Source organism: Pseudarthrobacter sp. MDT3-1, assembly GCF_054510755.1.
Map to the genome: position 1 here is coordinate 96,757 of NZ_JBTNDX010000004.1, position 22,701 is coordinate 119,457.

27 protein-coding genes and 1 riboswitch are annotated in these 22,701 nt (G+C 66.7%); of the genes, 16 read left to right on the forward strand and 11 right to left on the reverse strand.

Translation table 11 applies throughout. From position 1 onward, the window contains the following. Nucleotides 1-5: 5 nt before the first annotated feature. Entirely contained in the window at nucleotides 6-785 is a 780-nt protein-coding gene (locus tag ACX80X_RS04360) for a VOC family protein (protein WP_459311318.1), read from the reverse strand. 230 nt (nucleotides 786-1,015) lie between these two features. Continuing rightward, on the reverse strand, nucleotides 1,016-1,249 hold the full coding sequence (locus tag ACX80X_RS04365) for a DUF3073 domain-containing protein (protein ID WP_459311424.1): 234 nt from the start codon (nucleotides 1,247-1,249) through the stop codon (nucleotides 1,016-1,018). Nucleotides 1,250-1,524: 275 nt separating this feature from the next. Between ACX80X_RS04365 and ACX80X_RS04370 the strand changes: the two genes are divergently transcribed. The 4 genes from ACX80X_RS04370 to ACX80X_RS04385 all read left to right on the forward strand — a co-directional run bounded on the left by ACX80X_RS04370 (nucleotide 1,525) and on the right by ACX80X_RS04385 (nucleotide 3,398). Next, nucleotides 1,525-2,166 (forward strand): septum formation family protein, encoded by a 642-nt coding sequence (locus tag ACX80X_RS04370; protein ID WP_459311320.1) that lies wholly within the window; start codon nucleotides 1,525-1,527, stop codon nucleotides 2,164-2,166. 98 nt (nucleotides 2,167-2,264) lie between these two features. Next, entirely contained in the window at nucleotides 2,265-2,633 is a 369-nt protein-coding gene (locus ACX80X_RS04375) for a hypothetical protein (RefSeq protein WP_459311322.1), read from the forward strand. Between the two features lie 223 nt (nucleotides 2,634-2,856). Further along, complete coding sequence (locus tag ACX80X_RS04380) at nucleotides 2,857-3,006, forward strand: ribbon-helix-helix domain-containing protein (RefSeq protein ID WP_058930948.1); 150 nt, start codon at nucleotides 2,857-2,859, stop codon at nucleotides 3,004-3,006. Further along, nucleotides 3,003-3,398 carry a VOC family protein gene (locus tag ACX80X_RS04385; RefSeq protein ID WP_459311324.1) on the forward strand — a complete coding sequence of 132 codons (396 nt, stop codon included), beginning with the start codon at nucleotides 3,003-3,005 and terminating at the stop codon, nucleotides 3,396-3,398. Before ACX80X_RS04380 ends, ACX80X_RS04385 begins: the two co-directional genes overlap by 4 nt. 24 nt (nucleotides 3,399-3,422) lie before the next feature. Here the strand turns inward: ACX80X_RS04385 and clpB are convergent, their stop codons facing one another. After that, nucleotides 3,423-6,080 (reverse strand): ATP-dependent chaperone ClpB, encoded by a 2,658-nt coding sequence (gene clpB / locus ACX80X_RS04390; RefSeq protein WP_459311326.1) that lies wholly within the window; start codon nucleotides 6,078-6,080, stop codon nucleotides 3,423-3,425. A 207-nt stretch (nucleotides 6,081-6,287) separates the two neighbouring features. Here clpB and ACX80X_RS04395 point away from each other — a divergent pair, with 207 nt between their 5' ends. After that, nucleotides 6,288-6,539, forward strand: a complete 252-nt coding sequence (locus ACX80X_RS04395) for a YciI family protein (RefSeq protein ID WP_252598997.1) — start codon at nucleotides 6,288-6,290, stop codon at nucleotides 6,537-6,539. 234 nt (nucleotides 6,540-6,773) lie between these two features. On the opposite strand, the gene ACX80X_RS04400 is transcribed toward ACX80X_RS04395, so the two are convergent. From ACX80X_RS04400 to ACX80X_RS04415, 4 genes are read right to left on the reverse strand one after another with little or no spacing between them, the layout of a single operon-like run. Next, on the reverse strand, nucleotides 6,774-7,835 hold the full coding sequence (locus tag ACX80X_RS04400; protein ID WP_252598998.1) for a sulfate/molybdate ABC transporter ATP-binding protein: 1,062 nt from the start codon (nucleotides 7,833-7,835) through the stop codon (nucleotides 6,774-6,776). Continuing rightward, nucleotides 7,832-8,695 carry an ABC transporter permease gene (locus ACX80X_RS04405; RefSeq protein WP_252608160.1) on the reverse strand — a complete coding sequence of 288 codons (864 nt, stop codon included), beginning with the start codon at nucleotides 8,693-8,695 and terminating at the stop codon, nucleotides 7,832-7,834. Before ACX80X_RS04405 ends, ACX80X_RS04400 begins: the two co-directional genes overlap by 4 nt. A 22-nt stretch (nucleotides 8,696-8,717) precedes the next feature. After that, nucleotides 8,718-9,482: a molybdate ABC transporter substrate-binding protein gene (gene modA, locus ACX80X_RS04410; RefSeq protein WP_459311426.1), complete on the reverse strand. Its 765-nt coding sequence runs from the start codon at nucleotides 9,480-9,482 to the stop codon at nucleotides 8,718-8,720. Between the two features lie 44 nt (nucleotides 9,483-9,526). Beyond that, on the reverse strand, nucleotides 9,527-9,937 hold the full coding sequence (locus ACX80X_RS04415; RefSeq protein ID WP_056341185.1) for a TOBE domain-containing protein: 411 nt from the start codon (nucleotides 9,935-9,937) through the stop codon (nucleotides 9,527-9,529). Between the two features lie 181 nt (nucleotides 9,938-10,118). On the opposite strand from ACX80X_RS04415, the gene ACX80X_RS04420 reads away from it, so the two are divergent. The 3 genes from ACX80X_RS04420 to ACX80X_RS04430 are packed head-to-tail and all read left to right on the forward strand — an operon-like array spanning nucleotide 10,119 to nucleotide 12,855. Then, on the forward strand, nucleotides 10,119-11,453 hold the full coding sequence (locus ACX80X_RS04420) for an FAD-binding oxidoreductase (RefSeq protein WP_252599003.1): 1,335 nt from the start codon (nucleotides 10,119-10,121) through the stop codon (nucleotides 11,451-11,453). A gap of 37 nt (nucleotides 11,454-11,490) precedes the next feature. Beyond that, complete coding sequence (locus tag ACX80X_RS04425; protein WP_459311329.1) at nucleotides 11,491-12,360, forward strand: DUF4031 domain-containing protein; 870 nt, start codon at nucleotides 11,491-11,493, stop codon at nucleotides 12,358-12,360. Between the two features lie 60 nt (nucleotides 12,361-12,420). After that, the gene (locus tag ACX80X_RS04430; RefSeq protein ID WP_252599007.1) at nucleotides 12,421-12,855 is read left to right on the forward strand and encodes a VOC family protein; all 435 of its coding nucleotides are present in this window, start codon (nucleotides 12,421-12,423) and stop codon (nucleotides 12,853-12,855) included. On the opposite strand, the gene ACX80X_RS04435 is transcribed toward ACX80X_RS04430, so the two are convergent. The 3 genes from ACX80X_RS04435 to ACX80X_RS04445 form a co-directional block, all read right to left on the reverse strand. Beyond that, on the reverse strand, nucleotides 12,852-13,253 hold the full coding sequence (locus tag ACX80X_RS04435) for a YccF domain-containing protein (protein WP_058930936.1): 402 nt from the start codon (nucleotides 13,251-13,253) through the stop codon (nucleotides 12,852-12,854). The genes ACX80X_RS04430 and ACX80X_RS04435 overlap by 4 nt on opposite strands. Nucleotides 13,254-13,357: 104 nt before the next feature. Further along, on the reverse strand, nucleotides 13,358-13,957 hold the full coding sequence (locus tag ACX80X_RS04440; protein ID WP_459311331.1) for a phosphoribosylanthranilate isomerase: 600 nt from the start codon (nucleotides 13,955-13,957) through the stop codon (nucleotides 13,358-13,360). Between the two features lie 89 nt (nucleotides 13,958-14,046). Beyond that, on the reverse strand, nucleotides 14,047-14,823 hold the full coding sequence (locus tag ACX80X_RS04445; RefSeq protein ID WP_459311333.1) for an aminoglycoside phosphotransferase family protein: 777 nt from the start codon (nucleotides 14,821-14,823) through the stop codon (nucleotides 14,047-14,049). Between the two features lie 116 nt (nucleotides 14,824-14,939). Between ACX80X_RS04445 and ACX80X_RS04450 the strand changes: the two genes are divergently transcribed. The 7 genes from ACX80X_RS04450 (at nucleotide 14,940) to ACX80X_RS04480 (ending at nucleotide 19,627) form a co-directional block, all read left to right on the forward strand. Beyond that, nucleotides 14,940-15,599, forward strand: coding sequence for a HutD/Ves family protein (locus ACX80X_RS04450; RefSeq protein WP_459311335.1), 660 nt, complete (start codon nucleotides 14,940-14,942; stop codon nucleotides 15,597-15,599). Nucleotides 15,600-15,683: 84 nt separating this feature from the next. Continuing rightward, on the forward strand, nucleotides 15,684-16,214 hold the full coding sequence (locus ACX80X_RS04455; protein ID WP_252599062.1) for a ferritin: 531 nt from the start codon (nucleotides 15,684-15,686) through the stop codon (nucleotides 16,212-16,214). Nucleotides 16,215-16,361: 147 nt separating this feature from the next. After that, a riboswitch (guanidine-III (ykkC-III) riboswitch) is annotated at nucleotides 16,362-16,427 on the forward strand. Between the two features lie 9 nt (nucleotides 16,428-16,436). Continuing rightward, the gene (locus tag ACX80X_RS04460) at nucleotides 16,437-16,760 is read left to right on the forward strand and encodes a DMT family transporter (RefSeq protein ID WP_252599064.1); all 324 of its coding nucleotides are present in this window, start codon (nucleotides 16,437-16,439) and stop codon (nucleotides 16,758-16,760) included. After that, nucleotides 16,760-17,134: a DMT family transporter gene (locus ACX80X_RS04465; protein ID WP_252599066.1), complete on the forward strand. Its 375-nt coding sequence runs from the start codon at nucleotides 16,760-16,762 to the stop codon at nucleotides 17,132-17,134. Before ACX80X_RS04460 ends, ACX80X_RS04465 begins: the two co-directional genes overlap by 1 nt. A gap of 111 nt (nucleotides 17,135-17,245) precedes the next feature. After that, complete coding sequence (locus tag ACX80X_RS04470) at nucleotides 17,246-17,884, forward strand: nucleoside/nucleotide kinase family protein (RefSeq protein ID WP_252599068.1); 639 nt, start codon at nucleotides 17,246-17,248, stop codon at nucleotides 17,882-17,884. A gap of 86 nt (nucleotides 17,885-17,970) precedes the next feature. Further along, on the forward strand, nucleotides 17,971-18,966 hold the full coding sequence (locus ACX80X_RS04475) for an aldo/keto reductase (protein WP_459311338.1): 996 nt from the start codon (nucleotides 17,971-17,973) through the stop codon (nucleotides 18,964-18,966). Nucleotides 18,967-18,976: 10 nt separating this feature from the next. Continuing rightward, complete coding sequence (locus tag ACX80X_RS04480) at nucleotides 18,977-19,627, forward strand: MBL fold metallo-hydrolase (RefSeq protein ID WP_459311340.1); 651 nt, start codon at nucleotides 18,977-18,979, stop codon at nucleotides 19,625-19,627. A gap of 91 nt (nucleotides 19,628-19,718) precedes the next feature. Here ACX80X_RS04480 and ACX80X_RS04485 read toward each other — a convergent pair whose 3' ends face one another. Then, nucleotides 19,719-21,632: a DEAD/DEAH box helicase gene (locus ACX80X_RS04485; RefSeq protein ID WP_459311342.1), complete on the reverse strand. Its 1,914-nt coding sequence runs from the start codon at nucleotides 21,630-21,632 to the stop codon at nucleotides 19,719-19,721. Nucleotides 21,633-21,957: 325 nt separating this feature from the next. On the opposite strand from ACX80X_RS04485, the gene ACX80X_RS04490 reads away from it, so the two are divergent. Continuing rightward, a complete protein-coding gene (locus tag ACX80X_RS04490; protein WP_252599074.1) occupies nucleotides 21,958-22,683 on the forward strand; it encodes an SAM-dependent methyltransferase in 726 nt (241 codons plus the stop codon). Nucleotides 22,684-22,701 lie beyond the last annotated feature (18 nt).

The following is a 22,701-nucleotide window of genomic DNA, read 5'->3' on the forward strand; positions in this document are numbered from 1 at the left end:
AGGCGCTAAACCTCCAGCAGGCTGAACACACCGCCCTGCGGGTCCTTGAGGGTGGCCGTGGCGCCGGGAGTATCGTCGTCATCCGGCTCCGGCGCGATCAGCACTTCCGCGCCCGCCGCCACGGCTTTCCGCACGGCATCGGCCACGTCGGTGACGCCGAAGTATATCTGCCACCTGGCAGGCGCCTCGGCCGCGACGATCCCGGCCACCTCCGCGCCGTTCACCATCAGCGTGCTGTACGTCCCGCCGTCGTCCTGGGGATACTCGGTCACCTCGTGGCCGAACAGCTGCTGGAAGAACCCGACGGCGGCCCGCGGCTCGGGCGTCAGCAGCTCCGTCCAGGACAGCGCACCGGCCTCGTTGTACCGGCCGGAGCCCGTGTGCGTTCCGGGCTGCCACACGCCGGTGGTCCCGCCGCCGGGAGGATCCACAAACACCATCACGCCGGTGTCCGCCACTTCCTCGGGGCCGAACTGCACTGCGCCGCCGGCTTGGGGAACTTCCTCGGCCAGCGCACCGGCGTCCTCGGCCGCGAAGTAGATGTTCCATTGGGCGTGCGTGCCGAGAGATTCCTGGTGCGGGTTCTGCGGCGCCACCACGGCCACCAGGTCCTCCCCCACGAACGCCTGGGCATAGCTGCGGCCATCGGGCGTGGGCAGGTCCTTGAAGGTCCACCCGAACACCGCTGCGTAGAAGGCCTGGGCTGCCTCCACGTCCCGGGTCTGGACGTCAGCCCAGCACGGTTCACCGTGGCGGTAGCTGGTGGATGAGGAGTTTCCTGGCATGGGAGGTCCTTTCGCGGGCGGCACACGCATCAACGCCTCCAGTCAACACCAAAAAGCCCGCCACCGGCACCGGGTTCCGGCGCAGGCAACGGGCCTGATAACTGAGGCCAGCACCGAGGGTCCGCTGGGATCCGGGGTGCTGAAAAGAAGCGCTGTACTAACGAACGGCGTCCGAACGTACTGCAGCGTCGCGGGGCCGGGCGCCTTGCGGCGGGGCCGGCGTGCAACAACTAGCCGATCCGACGGGTGTGTACCTCGTCGCCGTCTTCTTCCAAATCGTCCGCGTACTTATCCACATAAGCCGAATAATCCGGTTCAACCGGGTCATTCGCGAAATGGCTCGTGGCACGACCTTCAGGACCTTTGAGCTCTCGCTGAAGGGCCGAATAGTCAGTGTTCGGGGAATAGTACTTAATATCCCGAGCCTGCTTGGTAGCTTTTGCCTTTTGACGGCCGCGCCCCATGGCGTGACCCCCTTTTGTACTCGGACCGGAGGTGGTCACCTTGGCTATCGGTGAGGCCCCGGAATGTTTGGTCAATTTGTCGTAACACCTAGATTACATGCTTTCCGCGCCCGGTGCGCCCCGGCCCGTGCGCGCGGACGCCATGTCGGGTACCCTATCCGCGGCGACGCGCGGGGTTCCCGGCTTTTTTGTTGGATAGAGTCTCTTCATCAGCTGCCGATCCGGGTGCATGGGGCGTGCAGCATCACGAGGCGACACCCAGGAGGGGTATCCGGATGGAGAACCAGGAATCGCGCCCCGTCCCGCCCAAACCCAGCGCTCCGCCCACCGCAGGGTTGCCGCAGGTGGCGGTCACGGCGCCTGCCATGGAGGGCCCGGTCCGGAAGCCCCGGCAGGTCGCGTCTACTTTCCTGAAGGCCGTCTTTGTGGTGGTTCTGCTCGGCGTGGTGGGAGGCCTGGTGTGGCTCGCCGTGTGGCTGGATTCCGAGGCGCCCCAGACGTCCGACGACGGCGGCTCGGGGATCGTGGAAATCTCACCCACTCCCCTGGTCACGCCACTCCCGCTCCCCCGTGAGGGTGTGGAGCCGCCGGACTACCGGCTGGGCGACTGCTTCAAGGATTTTGACCCCGAGGCTTTGCGGTCAACCGTGGTGGCCTGCGATACAGGCCACTCAGCCCAGCTTGTGGCCGTTTTCCGCTACCCCGCCGTCGGCTCCTATCCGGGCCGGGAGGCCCTTGCCGCCAAGGCCCTGGAGGCCTGCCAGGCGGCCAAGCTGGGACCGGCAGCGAACGAGTACACGCTGAACTTCCAGCGGGCCTACCCCAGCAGCACCAGTTGGGAATCAGGCGACCGGCGCGTGGACTGCTACGTCACAGCCGACGGCGGGAACGTCATCAACGCCAGCGCACTGCCCTAACAGGCCGCATTACACGCGAACGGATACAGAGCCTACGGCTTCATTGCATTCGGCGGTTCGCTGGTTTGACCTTTGGGCTGGGGGTTTAGACTCGGGGCATGTCAGCTCTTTGGGGGACGCGGACTCAGCGCACACGGGTCCTGTTCGTTTCGGCCGCACTTGTGGTATCGCTGACGGGCTGTGAGCACGGTGGCCCGGCTGAGGGTGCGGCTGGCTCCTCGTCCCAAGGCGCAACGGCGCAGCCCGGCAAATACAAACTGCACTTCCTGTGCGAAGGACCCGCCGACGTCGAGTTGTCATTGGCGAGCTGGGCAGGCGCCGCCGTTCTGGAACCAGTCCGTGTCGCGTGCGACGGCGGGGTGTTCGCGGCGCAAGTGAAGCTGGACACCGACGGTGCAGACTTCACCATGAATCCCGGCAGCGGCCCAGACGGACGCTATGCCTTCAGGCTCGTTCCCGCTTCGTAGCGGCTTGGAGGAAATTGAGCGCGATGGCTGGCGCAGTTTCTGTTGCCAAACCTGCTGGCGGCGCCCGACCCGATCATCGTCAACGTGACCTCGCGCCTGGGCTCCCTGTCGGCCAGGCCAGCGGTACGTTCGCAGACCTGTCAACAGGTTATGCCTACAAGATGTCCAAGGCGGCGCCGAACATGCTGACCATCGCGTTGGCTCAGGACCTTCAGGGGCGGGTGTGGCCGACAAGACACAGTTCAACATCTACCTGCCAACAGACCTAGTCAAGCAGGTCAAACACGCAGCAATCGAACGCGGACTATCACTGTCGTCGTTCGTCGAAGAAACGCTGACCCAGGCCCTCAACAAGGAAGGTTCAACCAAATGAGAGTTACTCCGATCCGCTTCGTGCGGAACATCGAGCTCGCCAACAAGTTTTATTCCACCCTTGGGTTGAACGAGAACGCTGCAGCAACAAGCGGAACCTGGGCGGACCTGCACGGCAACGGCGGGCAACTTCGGCTCCACATTGCCCAAGCGGGAACCACACACTCAGATGCCGGAGCAGTAGCGCTGCACTTCTCCACGGACGAAAAGCTGGAGCTCACCGCAGAGCGACTAAGAGCTGCCGCATATGCCCCGTCGGACATCATGGACGAAACGTTCGGCCGTTTCATCACTGTCAATGACCCCGACGGATACCGCATCCAAGTCAACGAAATGGATGCGGACCACCAAAACCTCAGCTATGAAATACGGGAATCTGCTGCCCTGAAATAGGTTCGCCCGAGCCCCGCAGGACCCCTACTCCTTCCGCCGCACCACCAGGCCCATGCCGGCGGAAGCACCGCCGTCGCGCCCTGCCAGAGCTTCGAGTCCTTCGATGGTGAGTTCGTCGACGTCGGCAGCGGTGTCCACGCGCACCGTGTCGCCGTCCGCGATGTCGCCGGACAGGATGGCTTTGGCCAGGCGGTCGCCGATCTCGCGCTGGACCAGGCGGCGCAGCGGCCGGGCACCGTACGCGGGATCGTAGCCTGACATGGACAGCCAGGCGCGGGCCCCTTCTGAAACCTCCAAGGTGAGCCTGCGGTCGTGCAGCCGCTTTCCAAGCTCGGCCACCTGCAGCTCAACGATGTGCGCCAGTTCATCCACGGTCAGGGCGTCGAACAGCACCACTTCGTCCAAGCGGTTCAGGAACTCCGGCTTGAAGGAGGCATTCACGGTGGCCATCACGGCGCTCCGCTTGGCCCGTGCGTCCAGCGACTGGTCCACCAGGAACTGGCTGCCCAGGTTGGAGGTGAGGACCAGGATGGCGTTGCGGAAGTCCACGGTGCGGCCCTGCCCATCGGTGAGGCGGCCGTCGTCGAGCACCTGCAGGAGGATGTCGAAAACCTCCGGGTGGGCTTTTTCCACCTCGTCCAGCAGGATGACCGAGTAGGGCCGACGGCGAACGGCCTCAGTCAGCTGGCCGCCCTCCTCGTAACCGACATACCCCGGAGGCGCACCCACCAGCCTCGCCACAGAATGCTTCTCGCCGTACTCTGACATGTCGATCCGCACCATGGCGCGTTCGTCGTCGAACAGGAAATCAGCGAGCGCCTTGGCCAGCTCCGTCTTGCCCACGCCCGTAGGCCCCAGGAACAGAAACGAACCAGTGGGCCGGTTGGGGTCGCTGATGCCGGCACGCGCACGGCGGACGGCGTCGGACACCGCGGCCACAGCTTTCGACTGGCCGATCAGGCGCTTGCCCAGGTCCTCTTCCATATGGAGCAGCTTCTGGCTTTCGCCCTGCAGCATGCGGCCGGCAGGAATACCGGTCCACGCGGAAATGACCTCGGCAATGTCGTCTGCTGTGACCTGTTCGGCCACCATTTGGCCCGACTTGTCAGTGTTGGCTTCCTCAGCGGCCGCTGCGGCACTCAGTTCGCGTTCCAGGGCTGGAATCTCGCCATATTGGATCCTGGACGTCGTCTCGAGATCGCCTTCGCGGTACGCCTTGTCCGCCGCGGACCGGAGTTCATCCAGCTTTGCCTTCAGGTCGCCCACCCGGTTGAGACCCGCCTTCTCGGCTTCCCAGCGGGCCTTCAGGCCATTGAGCTCTTCCGACTTGTCGGCCTTGTCGGCGCGCAAGGCGGCCAGTCGCTCAACCGATGCCGCATCCTTCTCATCGACTAATGCCAGCTCTTCCATCGTGAGCCGGTCAACCACACGCTGGAGCTGGTCGATCTCCTCCGGTGCTGAATCGATCTCCATGCGCAGCCGGGAAGCTGCCTCGTCCACCAGGTCGATGGCCTTGTCCGGCAGCTGCCGGCCCGAGATGTAGCGGTTGGACAACGTGGCGGCAGCCACGAGGGCGGAGTCTGCGATAGTGACCTTGTGGTGGGCTTCGTAGCGTTCCTTCAGGCCACGGAGGATGCCAATAGTGTCCTCAACACTGGGTTCACCTACATAGACCTGTTGGAAGCGGCGCTCCAAGGCGGCGTCCTTCTCGATGTTCTCGCGGTACTCATCAAGCGTAGTGGCACCGATCAGCCGCAGTTCGCCGCGGGCAAGCATGGGCTTGAGCATGTTGCCTGCATCCATGGAGGACTCGCCGGAGGCGCCGGCCCCCACCACCTGGTGGATCTCGTCGATGAACGTGACGATCTGGCCTTCGGAGTTTTTGATCTCCTCCAGGACTGCCTTGAGCCGCTCTTCGAACTCGCCGCGGTATTTCGCCCCGGCCACCATGGAGGCGAGGTCCAAGGCGATCAGCGTCTTGCCCCGCAGGCTTTCCGGGACATCGCCCGCCACAATGCGCTGCGCGAGACCTTCGACGACGGCAGTCTTGCCCACGCCCGGTTCGCCGATTATCACGGGGTTGTTTTTGGTGCGGCGGCTCAGTACCTGGATGATGCGCCGGATCTCGGTGTCGCGGCCGATCACCGGGTCCAGCTTGCCCGCACGCGCCATCGCGGTGAGGTCAGTGCCAAACCTCTCCAGCGACTGGAACGTGTTTTCCGGGTCCGGCGTGGTGACCTTGCGGTCGCCGCGAACACCCGGCAGGGCGGCGAGCAGCGCTTCATGGGAGGCACCGGCGTCGCGCATTAACCGCCCGACGGCGTCGCTCCCGGCAGAGAGCCCCAACAGCAGCACTTCGGTGGAGACATACGTGTCACCCAGCCGGTCCGCTTCATTCTTGGCGTTCTGGATGGCCTGCAGGGCGGGCCGGGACAGCTGCGCCTGCTGTGTGGAGCCGCCCGACGTTGCCGGCAGCGCCTTGATGGCGCCACTCGCCTGCACGCTGACGGCATCCGGGTCGGCGCCCGTGGCGCGAAGAAGCGCGACGGCGACGCCCTCCCGCTGATCCATCAAGGCCTTGAGCAGGTGGGCGGGTTCCACCTGGGGGTTCCCTGCCGTGGAGGCGTTCATGGCTGCTGCCGAAAGAGCCTCCTGGCTCTTGGTGGTGAATTTGACGTCCAAAGAGAGCTCCTTCCGGGATGTGCATGATTGCTAAGTTGAGTCTACAACGCTCAACTTTGAGGAAATGCCCTCCATGCCCCATGTTTGCCGACGGCGAACTGCCTGTCCAGAGCCGAGCGCTGCCCATGGAAGAATCCGATCCCGGCACCCCTCCGCCGCGGCCCGCAAAGCCCTGGCCGAAGCGAGCCCCGAAGCGGCCGAGCCGGCATGAAAATGTGGATGGACTGGGCGGCCAAGGCCGGCGACGGCATTGTTGACCTCGGCACACCGCTGGGCGCCACCAAAGTCATGGACGGCTCGTCCGTCGCTGATACGGCAGCCACAGTGGGCGGCTACAGCATCATCCAGGCCGAGGATCTGGACGCCGCCGTTGCCCTGATGGACGGCCACCCGCACTTCATGTCCGGCGCAGGCGCCACTATCGAGATCCACGAAACCCTCGATATCCCGGGGATGTAGGGCAGGCGGCTCCCCCAATGAGCCACCCGCCCGGTGGTCTGTTAGGCCAGTCAGATCAGGAGCAGGACATCGCCAGCGCAGGACGGATAGCGGGCGGCCACCGTTTTCACCGTTCCGCCGGTTTCCAGGTACGTGGTGCCCAGGCGGACGGACTTCAGCGATGTTGAGTTGCAGTGCTTGGCCGTGATGACCCAGCTTGCGACGCTGACCAGCCTACCCGCGTATTCCGCCTCTTCAGCCGGGGTAGATGGCGACGGCGCCGGCCTTGATCACGAAGTACACCTGCATGCCCGGCGCCAGCCCGAGATCAACAGAGGCAGCCGGCGTGATGTCCGCACTCAGCTGCCCGCCCTCCCCGGCGCGGACCCGGATCCCGTCCCCGTGCGGCTCCAGGTCGGTAATGGTCACGGCGAAGGAGTTCCGCGGGCTGCCATGCGCTTCGGTGAGGAAAACGGAAACGGCCGACGGCGGAAAGACAGCCACGCCCGGCTGCCCGGTAGGGAGCGGGGCGGCTGCGTCGCGGTGGCCATAGAGGTTGAGGGCACCGGCCCGCAGACCGTGTTCGGTCAGGTGGCCGGCCACAAAGTTGAGCCCGGCGAGTCCGGCCGCGAACCGGCTGCGCGGGCGCTGGAGGATGTCGCGGGTGGGGCCTTCCTCGCTGATCCGCCCGTTTTCGAGGATGACCACCCGGTCGGCCAGCATCAGGGCATCCAGGACGTCGTGGGTGATGATGACGGCGCGGCGGCCGGCCAGCACGCGCTTGAGCAGGCGCCGGAGCAGCGGCGCCGCATGGATATCCAGAGCGGCCATCGGTTCGTCCAGGAGGAGGAGCCCGGGGTCGGCGGCGAGCGCCCGCGCCACCGCAACGCGCTGCGCCTGGCCGCCGGAGAGCTCGGCCGGTCGGCGGGACTGCAGCTCCGTCGCCTCCACTTCCGTGAGCCACCGCAGGGCGGACTCCCGCGCGGCCTGCTTCGAGGCCCCCGCACTCCGGGGTCCGAAGGCCACGTTCTCCAGCACGCTCAGGTGCGGGAACAGCAGCGGTTCCTGGGCCAGGAGCGCCGTGCCGCGCCGGTGCGGAGCCGTCCATTCGCCGCGTCCGGCGGTGAGGTCGAACAGCGTCTTGCCGTCCAGTTCGGCCGTGCCCGAGTCCGGGTGCAGCAGGCCCGCGATGACGTTCAGCAGGGTGGATTTGCCCGCGCCATTGGCTCCCATAACGGCCACCGTTTCGGCCGGGCCCAGCGCGAGGGAGACGTCGAACTCGCGGCTGGCCACGGCGGCCTGAACCGAGAACGTCACCGGACCGCACCGCCCTGGCCGGGCGCCGGCGTCGTGCGTTCCCCGCTTAGTGCTGGGGCCCGTTCGGCGGCGCGGGGACTGCGGTACGCGAGCGCCACCACGGCAACCGCCACCGCCACGAGGACCAGGGAAAGCGCGACGGCGGCATCGGCGTCCGTTTCCCGCTGCAGGTAGATTTCCAGCGGCAGGGTCCGGGTCACCCCCTGCAGGCTGCCCGCGAACGTGAGGGTGGCGCCGAATTCGCCCAGGCTGCGGGCGAAGGACAGCACTGCGCCGGAGGCCAGCCCCGGCAGCACGAGCGGGAGAGTGACACGGCGGAGCACCGTGGTGGGCCCGGCGCCGAGCGTCGCGGCCACCGCTTCGTACCGGTTCCCGGCGGTCCGCAGTGCACCCTCGAGGCTGACCACCAGGAACGGAAGGGCCACAAACGTCTGGGCCAGGATGACCGCCGTCGTTGAAAAGGCGATCTGCAGGCCAGCCACTTCCAGCGTCCGGCCCAGCAGCCCCTGCCGCCCGAACGTGTACAGGAGTGCGATGCCGCCCACCACGGGCGGAAGAACCAGCGGGAGCAGGACCAGTGAGCGGAGGAAGCGCTGGCCGGGGAAGCTGCCGCGGGCCAGGACCAGGGCCAGCGGCACACCCAGCACGATACACAGGACGGTGCTGGCCGCGGACGTGCGCAGGCTCAACCCAAGGGCCTGCAGCGACGCTTCCGACGTGATCAGCGGGATGAACTGGGCCCAGTTGACCTTCGCCACCATGGCCGCGAGCGGCAGCACCACGAACAGGCCACCCGCAGCCGCCAGGACGTAAATCCAGCGTGGGACGCCGCCATACCCGCCGTTCCTGGCCTGTCTCATGCTCTCCTTGGGTGCGGCTTACTTACGGGGCGCCGAAGCCGGCCGCGTTGAGGGTTTTCTGCCCGTCGGCGCCGGTCACCATGGCGATGAAGGCTGCCGCCAGTTCCTTGTTCCGGCTCGAGCCTACTGTGACGATGGGATAGGTGTTGACCGCTTTGCCGGATTCGTCGAACGGGATTCCCTCGACCTTGTCACCGGCGCCTTTGACGTCGGTGACGTAGACCAGCCCGGCGTCGGCCTCGCCCGAGGTGACCTTGCCCAGGACGTCCGTCACCGATGACTCCTCGCTGACCGGCGAAAGGGTCACGCCTGCGGCCTTTTCCACAGTGTCCGCGGCGGCCCCGCACGGAACCTGGCTGGCACAGACAACCACCTTGACGCCTGGTTTGGCCAGGTCGGCGAAGGACGCGATCGACGCCGGATTGGACGGCGGGACGGCGATCTCCAGGACGTTGGTGGCGAAGTTCTTCGCGGTGCCGTCCAGGAGCTTGGCGTCGGCAAGCTTGGTCATGTTCTTGGTGTCGGCGGAGGCAAAAACATCGGCCGGTGCGCCCTGGGTGATCTGGGTGACCAGGTCCGAGGAGCCGGCGAAGCTCAACACGATCTTGGTGCCGGGGTTCTTCGCCTCGAAGTCGCTGGCCAGCTGGGTGAACGTGGCCTTGAGCGACGCGGCTGCGAAGACCGTGATCGTCCCGGACACCTGGCCGGCGGCGTCCGGGGAATGCGACGCGGCGGGCTGTGTGGCCGTGGGCGTCGTAGCCGGTGCGCACGCGGCGAGGCCCAGCATGAGGGCAGCCGTGATGATGGCGGCTCTGGCGCGTTTGCGGGTGCTCAAATGATGCTCTTTCCGTGCGGGGTTTCGATTATGACTGTGGTTGCTTTGACCACCGCGGTGGCCACGGAGCCCAGTTCCAGGCCCAGATCGCGGACGGCTTCGCTGCTCATCAGCGACACCACCCGGAACGGCCCGCACTGGAGTTCCACCTGGGCCATGACTTTGTCCGCAGTGATCCCCGTGACCAGGCCGACGAACCTGTTGCGCGCCGAACTTCCTGAACGGTGCGGGTCCTCGGGAAGCTGCGCGAGCTTCTGGGCGTGCCTTGCCAGTTCCAGGCCGTCGACTGCCAGCCGGCCGGCGTCGTCCTTCACGGGGGTGAGGCTGCCGTTCTCTGTCCAGCGCCGGACCGTGTCGTCACTGACGCCGAGGAACCGTGCTGCTTCGGATACGCGAATAGTGGGCATTTCATGATTCTAGTCCGCATTTGCGTGTTTTCTTATGAGTTTTCTCCGCGTATCCGAAGATGACGTTCACGCTGTTTTCGTTCCCGCTCGAGGGTTCACTTGGGCCGCCTATGGAACGTCACGGGCCCAAGTCCTACGCTATGTGGAGGGGAGGGGCCGCAGTCGCTGAGGAGCGTTTGTGATGAAGTGGATCAGGCCTGACAGCCCCGACTATGACCCGGCCCGGAAGGTCTTCAACGCCATGATTGACCGGCGTCCGGCGGTGATTGCCCAGTGTTCGAATGACGCGGACGTGGCCGAAGCCCTCCGCTATGGACGGGAAAATTCCCTCGCCATCGCTGTCCGTGCCGGCGGCCACTCAGTGGCCGGAATGTCCATGAACAACGACGGCCTGGTAATCGATGTCCGGCCCATGAAGTCGATCGACGTGGACCCCGAATCCGGCATCGTCACCGCCGGGGCAGGCGTCACCTGGGGCGAGTTCGACCGCGCCACCCAGGAGCATGCCCTGGCGGTCACCGGCGGGCGTGCCTCCACCACCGGCGTCGCCGGCTTCACCCTGGGCGGCGGATCCGGGTGGCTGGAGCGGTCCTTCGGGTTCGCGTGCGACAGTCTCGTCTCGGTGGACCTGGTGACGGCCGACGGCGAGCGCGTCACCGCGAGCGCCCGGGAAAACCCGGAACTCTTCTGGGCCCTCCACGGCGGCGGCGGCAATTTCGGCGTGGCCACGTCCTTCACGTTCCAGGCGCACAGGCTCGGCCCCGTGGTCCACGCCGGGATGTGGCTGTGGCCCGGGGAGGCGGCCACCGACGTTTCCCGGGCGTTCCGGGACCTGGCCTTGGCAGCCCCTGACGGTGTTGGCCTGGCGCTCCTCTATTTCACGGCACCACCGGAGCCGTTTGTACCCGAGCACCTCGTGGGAAAGATGGCCACTCTCATTGCCTACCTCTACGCGGGTGAGCCCGAGGAAGGCTCCGAGCACGCGCGGCCGTTCCGCGAGCTCGGGCCTGCAGTGGACCTCGTGGCCGACACCCCGTACGCCGATTTCCAGTCCTCCCTGGACGATCCGCCGGACCACTACAACTACTGGAGCGCGGACTACCACAACGAACTTCCCGACGCGGCCCTGGACTTGTTCGTGGAATCCGCCCGGAACCTTCCCGATGCCACGTCCCAGCAGCTCATCGCCCGGTGGGGCGGCGCCGTCGGCGGGAACGCTGGCGCGGCCACGCCCCTGATCAACCGGAACGCGGCCTGGGTGAGCCATCCCTACGGCATCTCGCCAACACCCGAGGAAGGCCAGCTGGCCAAGGCCTGGGTGAAGGACTTCCGCGGCAAGATTGCGCCCTATGCCACAGGCGGGGTGTGGCTCAATTTCATCGGCAACGAGGGCCAGGAGCGCATCCGCGCCGCGTTCGGAAACGGGAATTACGCGCGGCTGGCCAGGGTCAAGCATGACTTCGATCCGCGGAACGTCTTCCAGGGAAACCAGAACATCCTGCCGGCCGGCTCCTGACCGGCCCCGCGGAGAGCCGCCGCACTAGACTTCCCCCATGGCGATTTACCTTGATCCGCCGCTGTGGCCCGCCCACGGCACGCACTTTTCGCACCTCATCTCGGACACGTCGCTGGCGGAACTGCACGCCTTCGCCGCCGCGGCCGGCATCCCGGACCGGGCGTTCGACGGCGACCACTACGACGTTGCCGAGCGCCGGTTCGACGACCTCGTCGCCGCGGGCGCCATCGCCGTGGAAGCCCGGATCCTGGTCCGCAAGCTCATCGCCAGCGGGCTGCGCATCCCGGCCCGGCGGCGCAACAAGTCACTCAAGGTCCCGCTGCTGAACCGCTGGGAAGCCATCATGCCCGGCCACGACGCCCTCTTCCTTGACCTGCTGGACCGCTGGAGCGAGGACCACCGCCGGTATCACGGCTGCACGCACCTGCTGGCAGTTCTGGAGGCTTTGGACCTGCTCGCCGATCCCGCCGATCCGCCGCGGACAGTGCTGCTCGCAGCCTGGTTCCACGATGCCGTGTACCGCGGGGTCGCCGGCCAGGACGAGGAGGAATCGGCCCGGCTCGCAGAGGAGCGCCTCACGGACGCGGGGCTCCCGGCCGCCGATGTTGACGAGGTGGCTCGGCTGGTGCGGCTGACATCGGACCACCGCCCCGAGCCAGGGGACGACGACGGCGCCCTCCTCTGCGACGCGGACCTGTCAGTCCTTGGCGGCGAACCTGAGCCGTACGCCCGGTATGTGGCCGCCGTCCGGGAAGACTACGCGCACATCGGCGACGCCGACTTCGCGGCCGGCCGCGCCGCCGTCGTCCGTCATCTGCTGGAACTGGACCCCCTTTTCCACGGCGACCGCGCACGGGAACTGTGGCTCGATGCCGCCCGCCGGAACCTGCAGGGCGAGCTGGCCTGACTCTTCCGCGCAACCGCCATCAGCCTTTACGGACACGGCGGCCGGTGCAAGACTGCTCGGATGAACCTGCGCATCCAAGCCGTCAGCATCGATTCAACCGATCCCAGAGTGCCCGCCGATTTCTGGGAGAAGGCCCTGGGGTGGCGCCGCACCTACGAGGTGGACGACGAAATCGTACTGGAACCGCCCGCAGGCAGCCCGGCCGACGGCGTCAGCCCGGACCTGCTGTTCCTAAAGGTGCCCGAGCGGAAGGAGCTCAAGAACAGGCTGCACCTGGACCTGCGTCCGGATGACCAGGCCGAGGAGGTGCAGCGGCTCGAAGCCCTTGGCGCGTCGCGCATTTCCGTCGGGCAGGGGCCGGAGGTGACCTGGGTGGTCATGGCCGACCCGGACGGCAACGAATTCTGCGTGCTGCGGGCGCTCCGGTCAGAGGAGCTCGAAGCCCAGGGACTGGTCCCCGGGTTTAGCGAAGCCCCGGGGAATGCCGCCGGCTAACGGTACGCGGTAACGAACGGGCTGTTGGTGGGCACAATCTGCTTGCCCAGCGGCATCAGGCTGACCGGTATGAGTTTGAGGTTGGCGATGGCCAGCGGGATGCCGATGATGGTGACCGCCATGGCAATGGCCGTGACCACGTGGCCGATCGCGATCCAGATGCCGGCCACCACCAGCCAGATGACATTCCCCAGGAGCGAGAACACGCCCGTTCCGCCCGGCTTGTCCACCACCATGCGCCCGAACGGCCAGAGCGTGTACGCCGCAATGCGGAACGACGCGATGCCCCACGGAATGGTGACGATCAGCAGGCAGCAGATAATACCGGCCAGGAAATAGCCCAGGGCAAGCCAGAGTCCACCGAATACCAGCCAGATGATGTTGAGCAGAGTCTTCATCTGTCCATTGTGCCCCGCGGGGTCTGACAAAAACGTAGGGGTCTGCCCTGATTGGCCCCTGCTCTTCGGCCCTGGAACTTGGACCCAGAAACCTGGACCGGGCCTCAGCCCTTGGCGGCCTTCACGAAGGCCCGGATCTTGTCCAGGTCCTTCACACCACGGGAAACCTCGACGCCGGAGGAGACGTCCACGCCCCACGCGCCTGAGGCGGCAGTGGCGTGCGCCACGGTGTCTTGATCCAGCCCGCCGGCCAGCAGCCACTTGCGGTCCTGGAGCGCCGTCACGTCCACCATCGAGGCGTAGTCCCAAGCCTCTCCGGACCCGGGCACGGCGGCATCAATCAACAGGAGTTCCTCCCCCCAGTTGGCGAACGCGTCTGCCGTGGCTGCCATGGTGACCGCCCTGATCAGCTTCATGCCGGCGTCGTGCATTGTTGTGACGTCTTCGGGGGTGAGGTCCGCATGGAGTTGGACCCATTCGAGTCCGGCGGAACGGGCGATGGCAATGGCATCGGCGACCGGTTCATGCCGGAAAACGCCAACGGCAACCACCCCTTCCGGCACGTCCGCCAGCAGCGCGGAAACCTGCGACGGCGAGACCACCCGCGGGCTGGCCGTCAGGACAAAGCCGACGGCGTCCGCCCCAGCCTCCACGGCTGCACGGATTGATTCGGGCGTACTGAGACCACACACTTTGACGAACATTTCCGGCTCCTTCAGGCTGTCTTCGCATAGTCCCCCCGGAGGAGACTAACAGGCAAGTACCCCGTGCGCCGATGTTGGCCTGCTCCATTTCAGCCGCCGGACAGCACACGCTCCACCATGGTGCGGCCCGTCTGCTCAAACGCGGTGTCCCGCACCTGGTTGGCCCACACCACCGTGCCGATGGCCTGGTTCAGGTTCTCCAGCCGCCACAGGTCAGCCTCCGCGGGTGCCACCGTTTTGTCCAGGCCGGAATGGAACGCGTCCGCCAGGTCGGGCCTGCCAACGAACCGCTGGTGGCTGAGCCGCACCAGATCGTGCACCCACGGACGCGGTTCGGCACGGCCGAAGTCGATGACCTTGATCTGACCGTTGTCCTGCAGCCAGTTCCTCGGCTGGTAATCGCCGTGCGTTGCCACCAGCCGCGCCACGCCCGGCCGCAGTGCATCGAGCGCCTGTTCAAAGCTTTCGAGCTGCGATTCGGGCAGCAGCCCGTGGGCGCGGTCCATCCATGCCCGGGTCTTTGCCGTGAGGGCTTTTGCGTAGGTGGACGAGACCCCGGCGGGCCGGTGAATCCTCGCCAACAGCGCCCCCGCCTGGCGGTACGTTTCCGGATCATCCTCGGCCGGGGTCCCCTCGACCAGGACCCCCGGCAGGAACTCCGTCACCAGGATCCCGGCCTCCGCCGAGGCATGCCGTAACGCCGGAACCCGGCCGCGAAGCCCGTCGAACCCGCCGGCATGGGCGGCGATCTCGCGGCGGATATGGTGGCTTGTGGTGCTCGCCTTGACGATGAATCCTTCGCCCGACGGCGTTACAACGTGGAGGACGTTCGTGTCCTGCAGGGGCCACGAGTAGTCCTGCACCACGCTGAATTCCCCGAGCCAGGATGTCAGCAGGCGGCTCTGTCCGTCGGTGATCCCCTGGCGCGTTTGCCCAGCATGCCACGCGTGGCGGGGACCCCCAAACAAACTAGGCTGGTCCGATGGAGATCATCCGCTTCGCAGAACTCAGGTCCGAACCGTGGCGTAACGGCGGCGGGGTGACCCGTGAGCTTGCCAGCCACCCGAAAGCCGCCTCGGCGCAGGACGGCGCCTGGGACTGGCGGGTCAGCATCGCCGACGTCAGCAAGGCCGGGGATTTCTCGGCGTTCCCGGGCATGGAACGCGTGCTGACCGTGATCGACGGCGAGCTGCTCCTTCTCACCGTGGACGGCGCCGAGCATCCGCTGGAAAAGTACCGGCCGTTCAGGTTCTCCGGCGAAGCTGCTGCGCACAGCGCCCTGCCCACCGGGGACATCCGCGACCTGAATGTCATCACGCGGACGGGCTCGTTTAAGGGCTTCACGTCCATCATCGAGCTCTCCAAAAAGCGCGCGCACCCGGTTTTTGAGGGCCAGCTCGCGGTGCTGCTGCAGGGCCAGGCCGCTGTCAGTGCGGGCAGCCTCAGCGTCAGCGCGGAAGCCGTGGACGCAGTGGAAGCCGCTGCCGCCCCGGAAGCCGACGCCGACGAAGCTGCCCCCGTACCCGGGGAGCCCGAGGCACTCAACCGGTATGACGCCGTCGTCGGTTCCGATACCGGGACCCCCGAAATCCTGGGCCGCGGCTTCCTGGCCGTGGTTTCGATCGACCGCGTGACTGCCTGATCCAGCGCTGCAGGCTAGCCTCGCCTTCGTTATCTGAGCCTTTCCACACTGGTCAGCGGCGTACGGCGCTCCTAGACTCGGCCTATGACCTCCACACCCTTTAATGCGCTCCTGTCCACCCAGATCGGCAACGAATTCGCGGCCTCGCAGCAGTACATTGCCGTGGCCACCTGGTTCGCCAACCAGGACCTCCCGCAGCTGGCCCGCTACTTCTACCGGCAGTCGGTGGAAGAGCGGAACCATGCCATGATGATGGTGCAGTACATGCTGGACCGCGACATTGAATTCACCATCCCGGGCGTCCCCACCGTGCGCAACGACTTCTCCTCCGTGACCGAGCCGCTGGCCCTGGCGCTGGAGCAGGAGAAGGAAGTGACGTCCGCGATCGAGGCCCTGTTCCGCGCCGCCCGTTCCGAGGACGACGCCCTGGGCGAGCAGTTCATGCTCTGGTTCCTCAAGGAGCAGGTGGAGGAGGTCGCCGCCATGACCACCCTCTTTAACATCGCCGAGCGCGCGGACAACCTGTTCGACATCGAGAACTTCATCGCCCGCGAAACCGTGGGCAACGGGGGCCGCGACTCCTCCGCCCCGGAGACAGCCGGCGGCGCCCTGTAAGCACCCTGCCCTCCCCCAACCAGGTAGCGCTAAGTGTCGTTTTGAGCCCTCAAAACGACACTTAGCGCTACTCAGTTGGGCGGGGACCGCTGCGGTGAGGTTGGCCACCAACCCGGCCACCCTCCGTCGGGCGTTGCTAAGCTGGAAACAAGGCTCCGCGAAGGACCCTCCGGACGACGGTTCAGTACCCGGCACGCGACAAGACTGGCCAAAGGATCTGTCATGTCGTGGTTAATCCTCATTCTTTCCGGGGCGCTGGAGGCCGTCTGGGCCGCCGCCCTGCACCGGACATTCCAAGCTACCGGCCGGCGCCGCCTCTCGCCCGCCCTCCTCTTCCTGGTCTCCGTCCTCGCCAGCATGGCCGGCCTCGCCATCGCCATGCAGTCCATCCCAACCGGCACCGCGTACGCCGTGTGGGTGGGCGTGGGCGTGGTGCTGACGTCCGCCTACGCGATCATCACCAGGGCGGAACGTCCGACGACGGCGCGCCTGCTGCTGCTCACCGGCATCGCCGCTTGCGTGGTTGGCCTGAAGGTGGTGGCGTAATGAACCAGCGTTCGACTGCCTGGCTGATGCTGCTGGCCTCCGCCGTACTGGAAGCCGTCTGGGCCACCGCCTTGGGCCAGTCCGACGGTTTCACCCGGCCCCTGCCCACTCTTGTTTTCGCCGTGACGGCCACCCTGAGCATGGTCGGTCTCGGCCTGGCCATCCGCAGCATTCCGCTGGGAACGGCTTACGCCGTCTGGGTGGGGGTCGGGGCTGCCCTGACGGTTGGCTGGGCGATGGCCACCGGCGTCGAACCCTTCAGCTTGTTGAAGGTGCTCTTCATTGGGGGGATTGTGGGCTGCGCGGCCGGACTGAAAGCCCTGCCGGCTAAACCTGCTGCGGCCCCCGTCCCTTCCGCCGCTGCCCCCCGCTGAGTCTCCCCACCTCTGAGGCCGTCCGACTGCGTGTCCCGGCGACCCGCCGTCGGAATCCCGTGGGTGCGCGCGAAAGCCGGGGAGAACCAGCGGCCGGTTTAGGCTTTTGCCATGGACTCCCCCGAAGTACAGCAGGCACTCGACGCCCTGCGGCACAGGCTCGATAGCGGCCGGCGCACACTCCTGGGCATCACGGGTGCGCCCGGCTCGGGTAAATCGACTTTTGCGGCCCGGCTGCAGCGGGAGTTCGGTCCTGATACCGCCGTCGTGGTGCCGATGGACGGCTTCCACCTGGGTAACGCGATCATCAACGGCACACCGCTGCGGCAGCGCAAGGGCGCAATGGACACGTTCGACGTCGGCGGCTACCTCTCGCTGTTGCAGCGGCTCGTGCGGCGGGAAGAGGCAGTGGTGTACGCGCCCGAGTTCCGGCGGACTTTGGACGAACCGGTGGCCGCGTCCATCGCAGTCCCCGCGTCCGTGCCGCTGGTGATCACCGAGGGAAACTATCTGCTGGCGGAGACGCCTCAGTGGAAGGACGTCAGGGCGCAGCTGGATGAGGTCTGGTTCATGGACAGCCCTCCCGCGCTGCGGCTGGCCCGGCTGGTGGACCGGCACGTGGAGTTCGGCATGGAGCGGGCCGCAGCGGAGGCATGGGCGGCGGGCCCGGATGAAGCCAACGCGGTGATGATCGAGGCCACGCGCCGGGGCGCCGACCGGATCATCCCGTGGGGCCAGGCCACCGGCTAGGAATCCAGGACACTGCCTAGGAATACTCGGGCAAGGGCCGGGGTTCTTGGCTGGGACGAGAATCCACAAACGAATGGAAAGCGCTCATGACTGCACCATTGGTACACCTCGGCGACGGCCTTAACGTCAGCCCCCTCGGTTTCGGCGGCATGGCCCTCACCCCGGTCTACGGCGAAGTTGACCCGCACGAGGCCCTCAAAACCCTGCACCATGCGGTGGATGCCGGCGTCAGCTTCATTGACACCGCGGACATCTACGGCGGAGGCAGCAACGAGCAACTCATCGCGCAGCTGCTCAAGGACCGGCGGGGTGAATTGCAGCTCGCCACCAAGTTTTCCCTGGTGGGCTCGCCGGCTGATGGCTACACGGATGTCCGGGGAGATGCCGCCTACGTCCGGCAGGCTGTCGACGCCAGCCTGAAGCGGCTTGGCACGGACGTGATCGACCTCTACTACATGCACCGCCGTGACCTCCGCGTTCCGATTGTGGAAACCGTGGAGGCCATGGCGGGGCTGGTGCAGCAGGGCAAGGTCAAACACCTTGGCCTGTCAGAGGTGACCGCGCAGGAGCTGGCCGAAGCCGACTCCGTGCACCCCATCGCCGCGGTCCAAAGCGAATGGTCCATCTGGAGCCGGGACGTGGAACGCAACGTAGTTCCGGCCGCGGCCAGCCTGGGCGTGGGCTTTGTGCCGTATTCGCCACTGGGCCGGGGATTCCTCACCGGCACGGTGGACGCTTCCAGCCTGGGAGCCAACGACTTCCGACGCCGGATCCCGCGGTTCGCCGCGGACGCCTTTGACGCGAACCAGGGAGTCGTGGCCACCGTGCGGACGATAGCCGCCGAGCTTTCCGCAACGCCCGCCCAGGTTGCACTCGCGTGGCTACTGGAGCAGGGCAAACGGTTGGGACTGGCCGTGGTCCCCATCCCCGGCACGCGCAAGACGCACCGGATCGACGAAAACCTGGGCGCCCTGTCCCTGGACCTGACCCCGGCGCAACTGGAGGCGCTGGACCAGGCCGCGGACGCCGTCGTCGGCTCCCGCTCGGCGGACCCCAACTGGGTGTCCCAGGGCCGTGAATAGACTGATGCCCATGGACACGCTCATTCACGACCTACGCGACATCACCATCCGCAGCATCTCCGTCAGCGAGATGAACAACAACGTGTACCTGCTGACCGCGAAGGCCAGCGGCGCACAGCTGCTGATTGATGCCGCAGACGACCTTCCGGCCATCCAGGCGATGCTGCAGGGCGCCGCTGCGGATACCGCGGCCACGCCCAAACTGGCGCAGATTGCAACGACGCACCAGCATTGGGACCATGTTCGGGCACTGCCGGCGTTGGTGGAAGCGACCGGCGCGCCAACCGTTGCCGGAAAGGACGACGCCGAGGCGCTGCCCGTACCGGTGGACCGGATCCTGGAGCATGGGGATACCTGCGCCGTGGAAGGCTTCGAGCTCACCGCCGTGCACCTGCGCGGCCATACTCCGGGATCGATCGCGTTTGTGTACCAGGACCCGGAAGGGCCTGCCCACATTTTCAGCGGGGATTCGTTGTTCCCGGGCGGCGTGGGCAACACCCAGAATGACCCTGAGCGGTTCACGTCGCTGCTGGACGATGTTACCGCGCGGCTGTTCGAGGCCTACCCGGATGACACCGTGGTGCACCCGGGCCATGGCAGCCCCACCACCCTGGGTGCGGAACGCCCGCACCTTGAGGAGTGGCGTGCCCGCGGCTGGTAGTTCCGGTTAACAACCAATCGAGTGCTCCGTAACTGCCGTTATGAACCTTCTAAACGGCGGTTACGGAGCACACGATGGCGGTTAGGGCTGCTTAGCGGCTGCGGCGTTCGTTCGAGGCCGGGGCCGACGCACGGCGGGGACCGCTGCGTGCCGGACGGCCACTGCCGCCACCGTTACCGGCGTACGAGCCACCGGACGTGCCGCCGGTGTTGGAGGACCAAACAGCCTTGTTGCCGGCGTTGCCGGCGTTGCCCGAGTTACCCGTGGAGGCTCCGGCGCGCTGGCCGGATCCACCCGTGCGGGCACCTGCACCGGCGCCTGCGGTGCGGGCACCGGCTGCGCGCTGGCCCGTTGCCGGACGTCCGCCGCGCTGTCCGCCGGTGGTAGCCGGGCGGCCCGTGCCGCCACGGGGAGCATCGCTGCGGGTAACGCGTGAATCAGAACGGCCGTCTGAACCGCGGCCGGCCGCTGCACGGCCACCTGCTGCGGGGACGTCGTTGCGGTGCGTGGAGGCTGTGACGCCGCGGGAATTGCGGCGAGCAGCAGCTGCTGCAATGGCGCGGTCCTCGTTCTGCTCAGCTACACGGTCAAATGCTGCCCGTGCCTCCGTGCGGCCTTCGTAGGCAACAGCGCGGCGCTCGGCCCTCGGAAGATCGGTGCGGGTCGGCTCAGCGGAGACGCGTCCACGTCCACCTCGGCCGCCACGGCCACCGGCTGTGGGGCCTTCCTGGCTGCGACGGGCGCGCTTGCGCTCGGCGTTGGCACCCGTAGAGGTGCCGCCACCCTGCGCGGACTTCTTGGCCAACAGAGCGGCGCGGGTGCGCGGATCGATCTTGTCGGCCATTTCGCCCACGAGCTCAGCAACCAGCGGGGAGTTGGCGGTGACGCGCTCGAAGTTAACCTCGACGCCGGCAGCCTTCATCAGCTTCTTGACGTCGGACTGCTGCTCCGGGAGGGTCAGCGTGACAACGGTGCCGTCCGAACCTGCGCGGGCCGTACGGCCTGAGCGGTGGAGGTATGCCTTGTGCTCTGTGGGCGGATCCACGTGGATCACCAGTTCGACGTCGTCCACGTGGACGCCGCGGGCTGCGACGTCCGTGGCCACCAGGACGCGGACGTCACCGGAGGAAAACTCGGCCAGGTTGCGGTCACGGGCGTTCTGCGAGAGGTTGCCGTGCAGGTCGACGGCGGGGATCCCGGCGTCGGTCAGGGTCTTGGCCAGCTTGCGAGCGTGGTGCTTGGTCCGCATAAAGAGGACGCGGCGGCCGGCACCCGAGGCGAGCTCAACGATCAGCTGCTTCTTGACGGTCTGGTCGTTGACCACCAGGACGTGGTGCTCCATGGTGGTCACGGCGGCCTGTGATTCGTCCACAGCGTGGGTCAGCGGGTTGGACAGGTAACGCTGGACGATCTTGTCCACGCCGTTGTCCAGGGTTGCGGAGAACAGCAGGCGCTGGCCCTGGCTCGGGGTCATGTCCATGAGCTTCTTGACCACCGGGAGGAAGCCGAGGTCGGCCATGTGGTCGGCCTCGTCCAGCACGGTGATCTCGACGCCTTCGAGGGTCAGGATGCGCTGGCGGATCAGATCCTCCAGGCGGCCCGGGCAGGCGATGACAATGTCGACGCCGGCGCGCAGTGCCTTTTCCTGGCGAGCCTGGGAAATGCCGCCGTAGATCACGGTGGTGGTCAGGCCCATGGCCTTGGCCATGGGCTCGATGGTGGCGTTGATCTGGGTGGCCAGTTCACGGGTCGGGGCGAGGACCAGGCCCATGGGGCGGCCGGGCTTGCGGAAGTGCTTGGCTTCCCGCTCAGCGAGTCGTGCTACAAGCGGGATGGCGAAAGCGATGGTCTTGCCGGAACCGGTGCGGCCGCGGCCCAGGACGTCGCGTCCGGCCAGGGTGTCCGGGAGGGTCTTGACCTGAATGGGGAACGGCTCAACAATTCCCTGTGCGGTGAGGGTGTCGGCGAGTGCTTTGGGCGTGCCGAGGGCAGCAAAAGTAGTCATATATTTCATGGTCTTTCAGGCGGTATCCGTGCGGATATCGGCCCCCGATGCCGGTTGGCTCAAGGGTTTCGCCGAAGAAAAGTCAGGTGATCAACCGTGCTGCTGCCCAATTCAGAGCGGCGGCTGGGACCAAATGGAACGCGTTCATCGACGCAGGATGTGCCTCTCACATGAAAAAACCCGCTTCCCAAATCAAGGGACGAGCGGGCATCACTGCACATCAAGTCCCATAAGCGTACCATCCCCGCGCCTTGGCCTCTCTCATGCAGGTGGGGCAGGGGTGCTGGCGTTGCCTTTGGGTGCCCGGCAGGCGCAGGCTTGAGGCATGACTGAACAGGGTGCGGACCACCACCACACAACGGACGACGGCGACACCCGGCTGGGGGATGCACCGCAGCGCAGTGCCGCCGAGGCGTGGGACGAAAGGTACCGGAGCAAGCCGAAATTCTGGAGCGGGAAACCCAACCCGCAACTGGTCCGCGAAGGCGCGGGACTGAAGCCGGGCAAGGCCCTGGACCTGGGCTGCGGCGAAGGGGCCGACGCCATCTGGCTCGCCCAGCAGGGCTGGACCGTCACCGGCGTCGACGTTTCCGCTGTCGCGCTGGATCGGGCGCTCGGCCACGAAAAGGCGGCCCTGGACCGCGAGAGTGTGCACGCGCAGGGAGCCGGTGAAATTCCCAGCCGCATCCACTGGGAACAGTGTGACCTGGAGGAGTGGCAGCCCGCGGCCACCTTTGATCTGGTGACTTCGCAGTTCCTGCATTCGCCGCACCTGGCGTGGCAGGGTCCGCTGCGGATGGCGGCTGCGGCGGTCAAGCCGGGCGGCACGCTGCTGATCGTGGGCCACCATCCGGACCACCTGCCGCCATGGGGAAACCACACCAGACCGGAGATGTTCTACACCCCGGCGCAGCTCGTGGCGGAACTCGGCCTGGACTCGCCGGACTGGCAGCTGGAGGTCAACACCACGCGGGAGCGGACGGCAACAGGCCCGGACGGCGAGGAAGCCATCATCGGCGACACCATACTCCGCGCCACCCGGCTGGCCTGACTTTTTGTCCAGATAACG

Coding starts and splice junctions, on each gene's coding strand:
- ACX80X_RS04360 (WP_459311318.1), bottom strand. CDS start 785: ATGCCAGGAAACTCCTCATCCACCAGCTACCGCCACGGTGAACCGTGC.
- ACX80X_RS04365 (WP_459311424.1), bottom strand. CDS start 1,249: ATGGGGCGCGGCCGTCAAAAGGCAAAAGCTACCAAGCAGGCTCGGGAT.
- ACX80X_RS04370 (WP_459311320.1), top strand. CDS start 1,525: ATGGAGAACCAGGAATCGCGCCCCGTCCCGCCCAAACCCAGCGCTCCG.
- ACX80X_RS04375 (WP_459311322.1), top strand. CDS start 2,265: ATGTCAGCTCTTTGGGGGACGCGGACTCAGCGCACACGGGTCCTGTTC.
- ACX80X_RS04385 (WP_459311324.1), top strand. CDS start 3,003: ATGAGAGTTACTCCGATCCGCTTCGTGCGGAACATCGAGCTCGCCAAC.
- ACX80X_RS04395 (WP_252598997.1), top strand. CDS start 6,288: ATGAAAATGTGGATGGACTGGGCGGCCAAGGCCGGCGACGGCATTGTT.
- ACX80X_RS04405 (WP_252608160.1), bottom strand. CDS start 8,695: ATGAGACAGGCCAGGAACGGCGGGTATGGCGGCGTCCCACGCTGGATT.
- modA (WP_459311426.1), bottom strand. CDS start 9,482: ATGCTGGGCCTCGCCGCGTGCGCACCGGCTACGACGCCCACGGCCACA.
- ACX80X_RS04415 (WP_056341185.1), bottom strand. CDS start 9,937: ATGCCCACTATTCGCGTATCCGAAGCAGCACGGTTCCTCGGCGTCAGT.
- ACX80X_RS04420 (WP_252599003.1), top strand. CDS start 10,119: ATGAAGTGGATCAGGCCTGACAGCCCCGACTATGACCCGGCCCGGAAG.
- ACX80X_RS04425 (WP_459311329.1), top strand. CDS start 11,491: ATGGCGATTTACCTTGATCCGCCGCTGTGGCCCGCCCACGGCACGCAC.
- ACX80X_RS04430 (WP_252599007.1), top strand. CDS start 12,421: ATGAACCTGCGCATCCAAGCCGTCAGCATCGATTCAACCGATCCCAGA.
- ACX80X_RS04435 (WP_058930936.1), bottom strand. CDS start 13,253: ATGAAGACTCTGCTCAACATCATCTGGCTGGTATTCGGTGGACTCTGG.
- ACX80X_RS04440 (WP_459311331.1), bottom strand. CDS start 13,957: ATGTTCGTCAAAGTGTGTGGTCTCAGTACGCCCGAATCAATCCGTGCA.
- ACX80X_RS04450 (WP_459311335.1), top strand. CDS start 14,940: ATGGAGATCATCCGCTTCGCAGAACTCAGGTCCGAACCGTGGCGTAAC.
- ACX80X_RS04455 (WP_252599062.1), top strand. CDS start 15,684: ATGACCTCCACACCCTTTAATGCGCTCCTGTCCACCCAGATCGGCAAC.
- ACX80X_RS04460 (WP_252599064.1), top strand. CDS start 16,437: ATGTCGTGGTTAATCCTCATTCTTTCCGGGGCGCTGGAGGCCGTCTGG.
- ACX80X_RS04465 (WP_252599066.1), top strand. CDS start 16,760: ATGAACCAGCGTTCGACTGCCTGGCTGATGCTGCTGGCCTCCGCCGTA.
- ACX80X_RS04470 (WP_252599068.1), top strand. CDS start 17,246: ATGGACTCCCCCGAAGTACAGCAGGCACTCGACGCCCTGCGGCACAGG.
- ACX80X_RS04475 (WP_459311338.1), top strand. CDS start 17,971: ATGACTGCACCATTGGTACACCTCGGCGACGGCCTTAACGTCAGCCCC.
- ACX80X_RS04480 (WP_459311340.1), top strand. CDS start 18,977: ATGGACACGCTCATTCACGACCTACGCGACATCACCATCCGCAGCATC.
- ACX80X_RS04485 (WP_459311342.1), bottom strand. CDS start 21,632: ATGACTACTTTTGCTGCCCTCGGCACGCCCAAAGCACTCGCCGACACC.
- ACX80X_RS04490 (WP_252599074.1), top strand. CDS start 21,958: ATGACTGAACAGGGTGCGGACCACCACCACACAACGGACGACGGCGAC.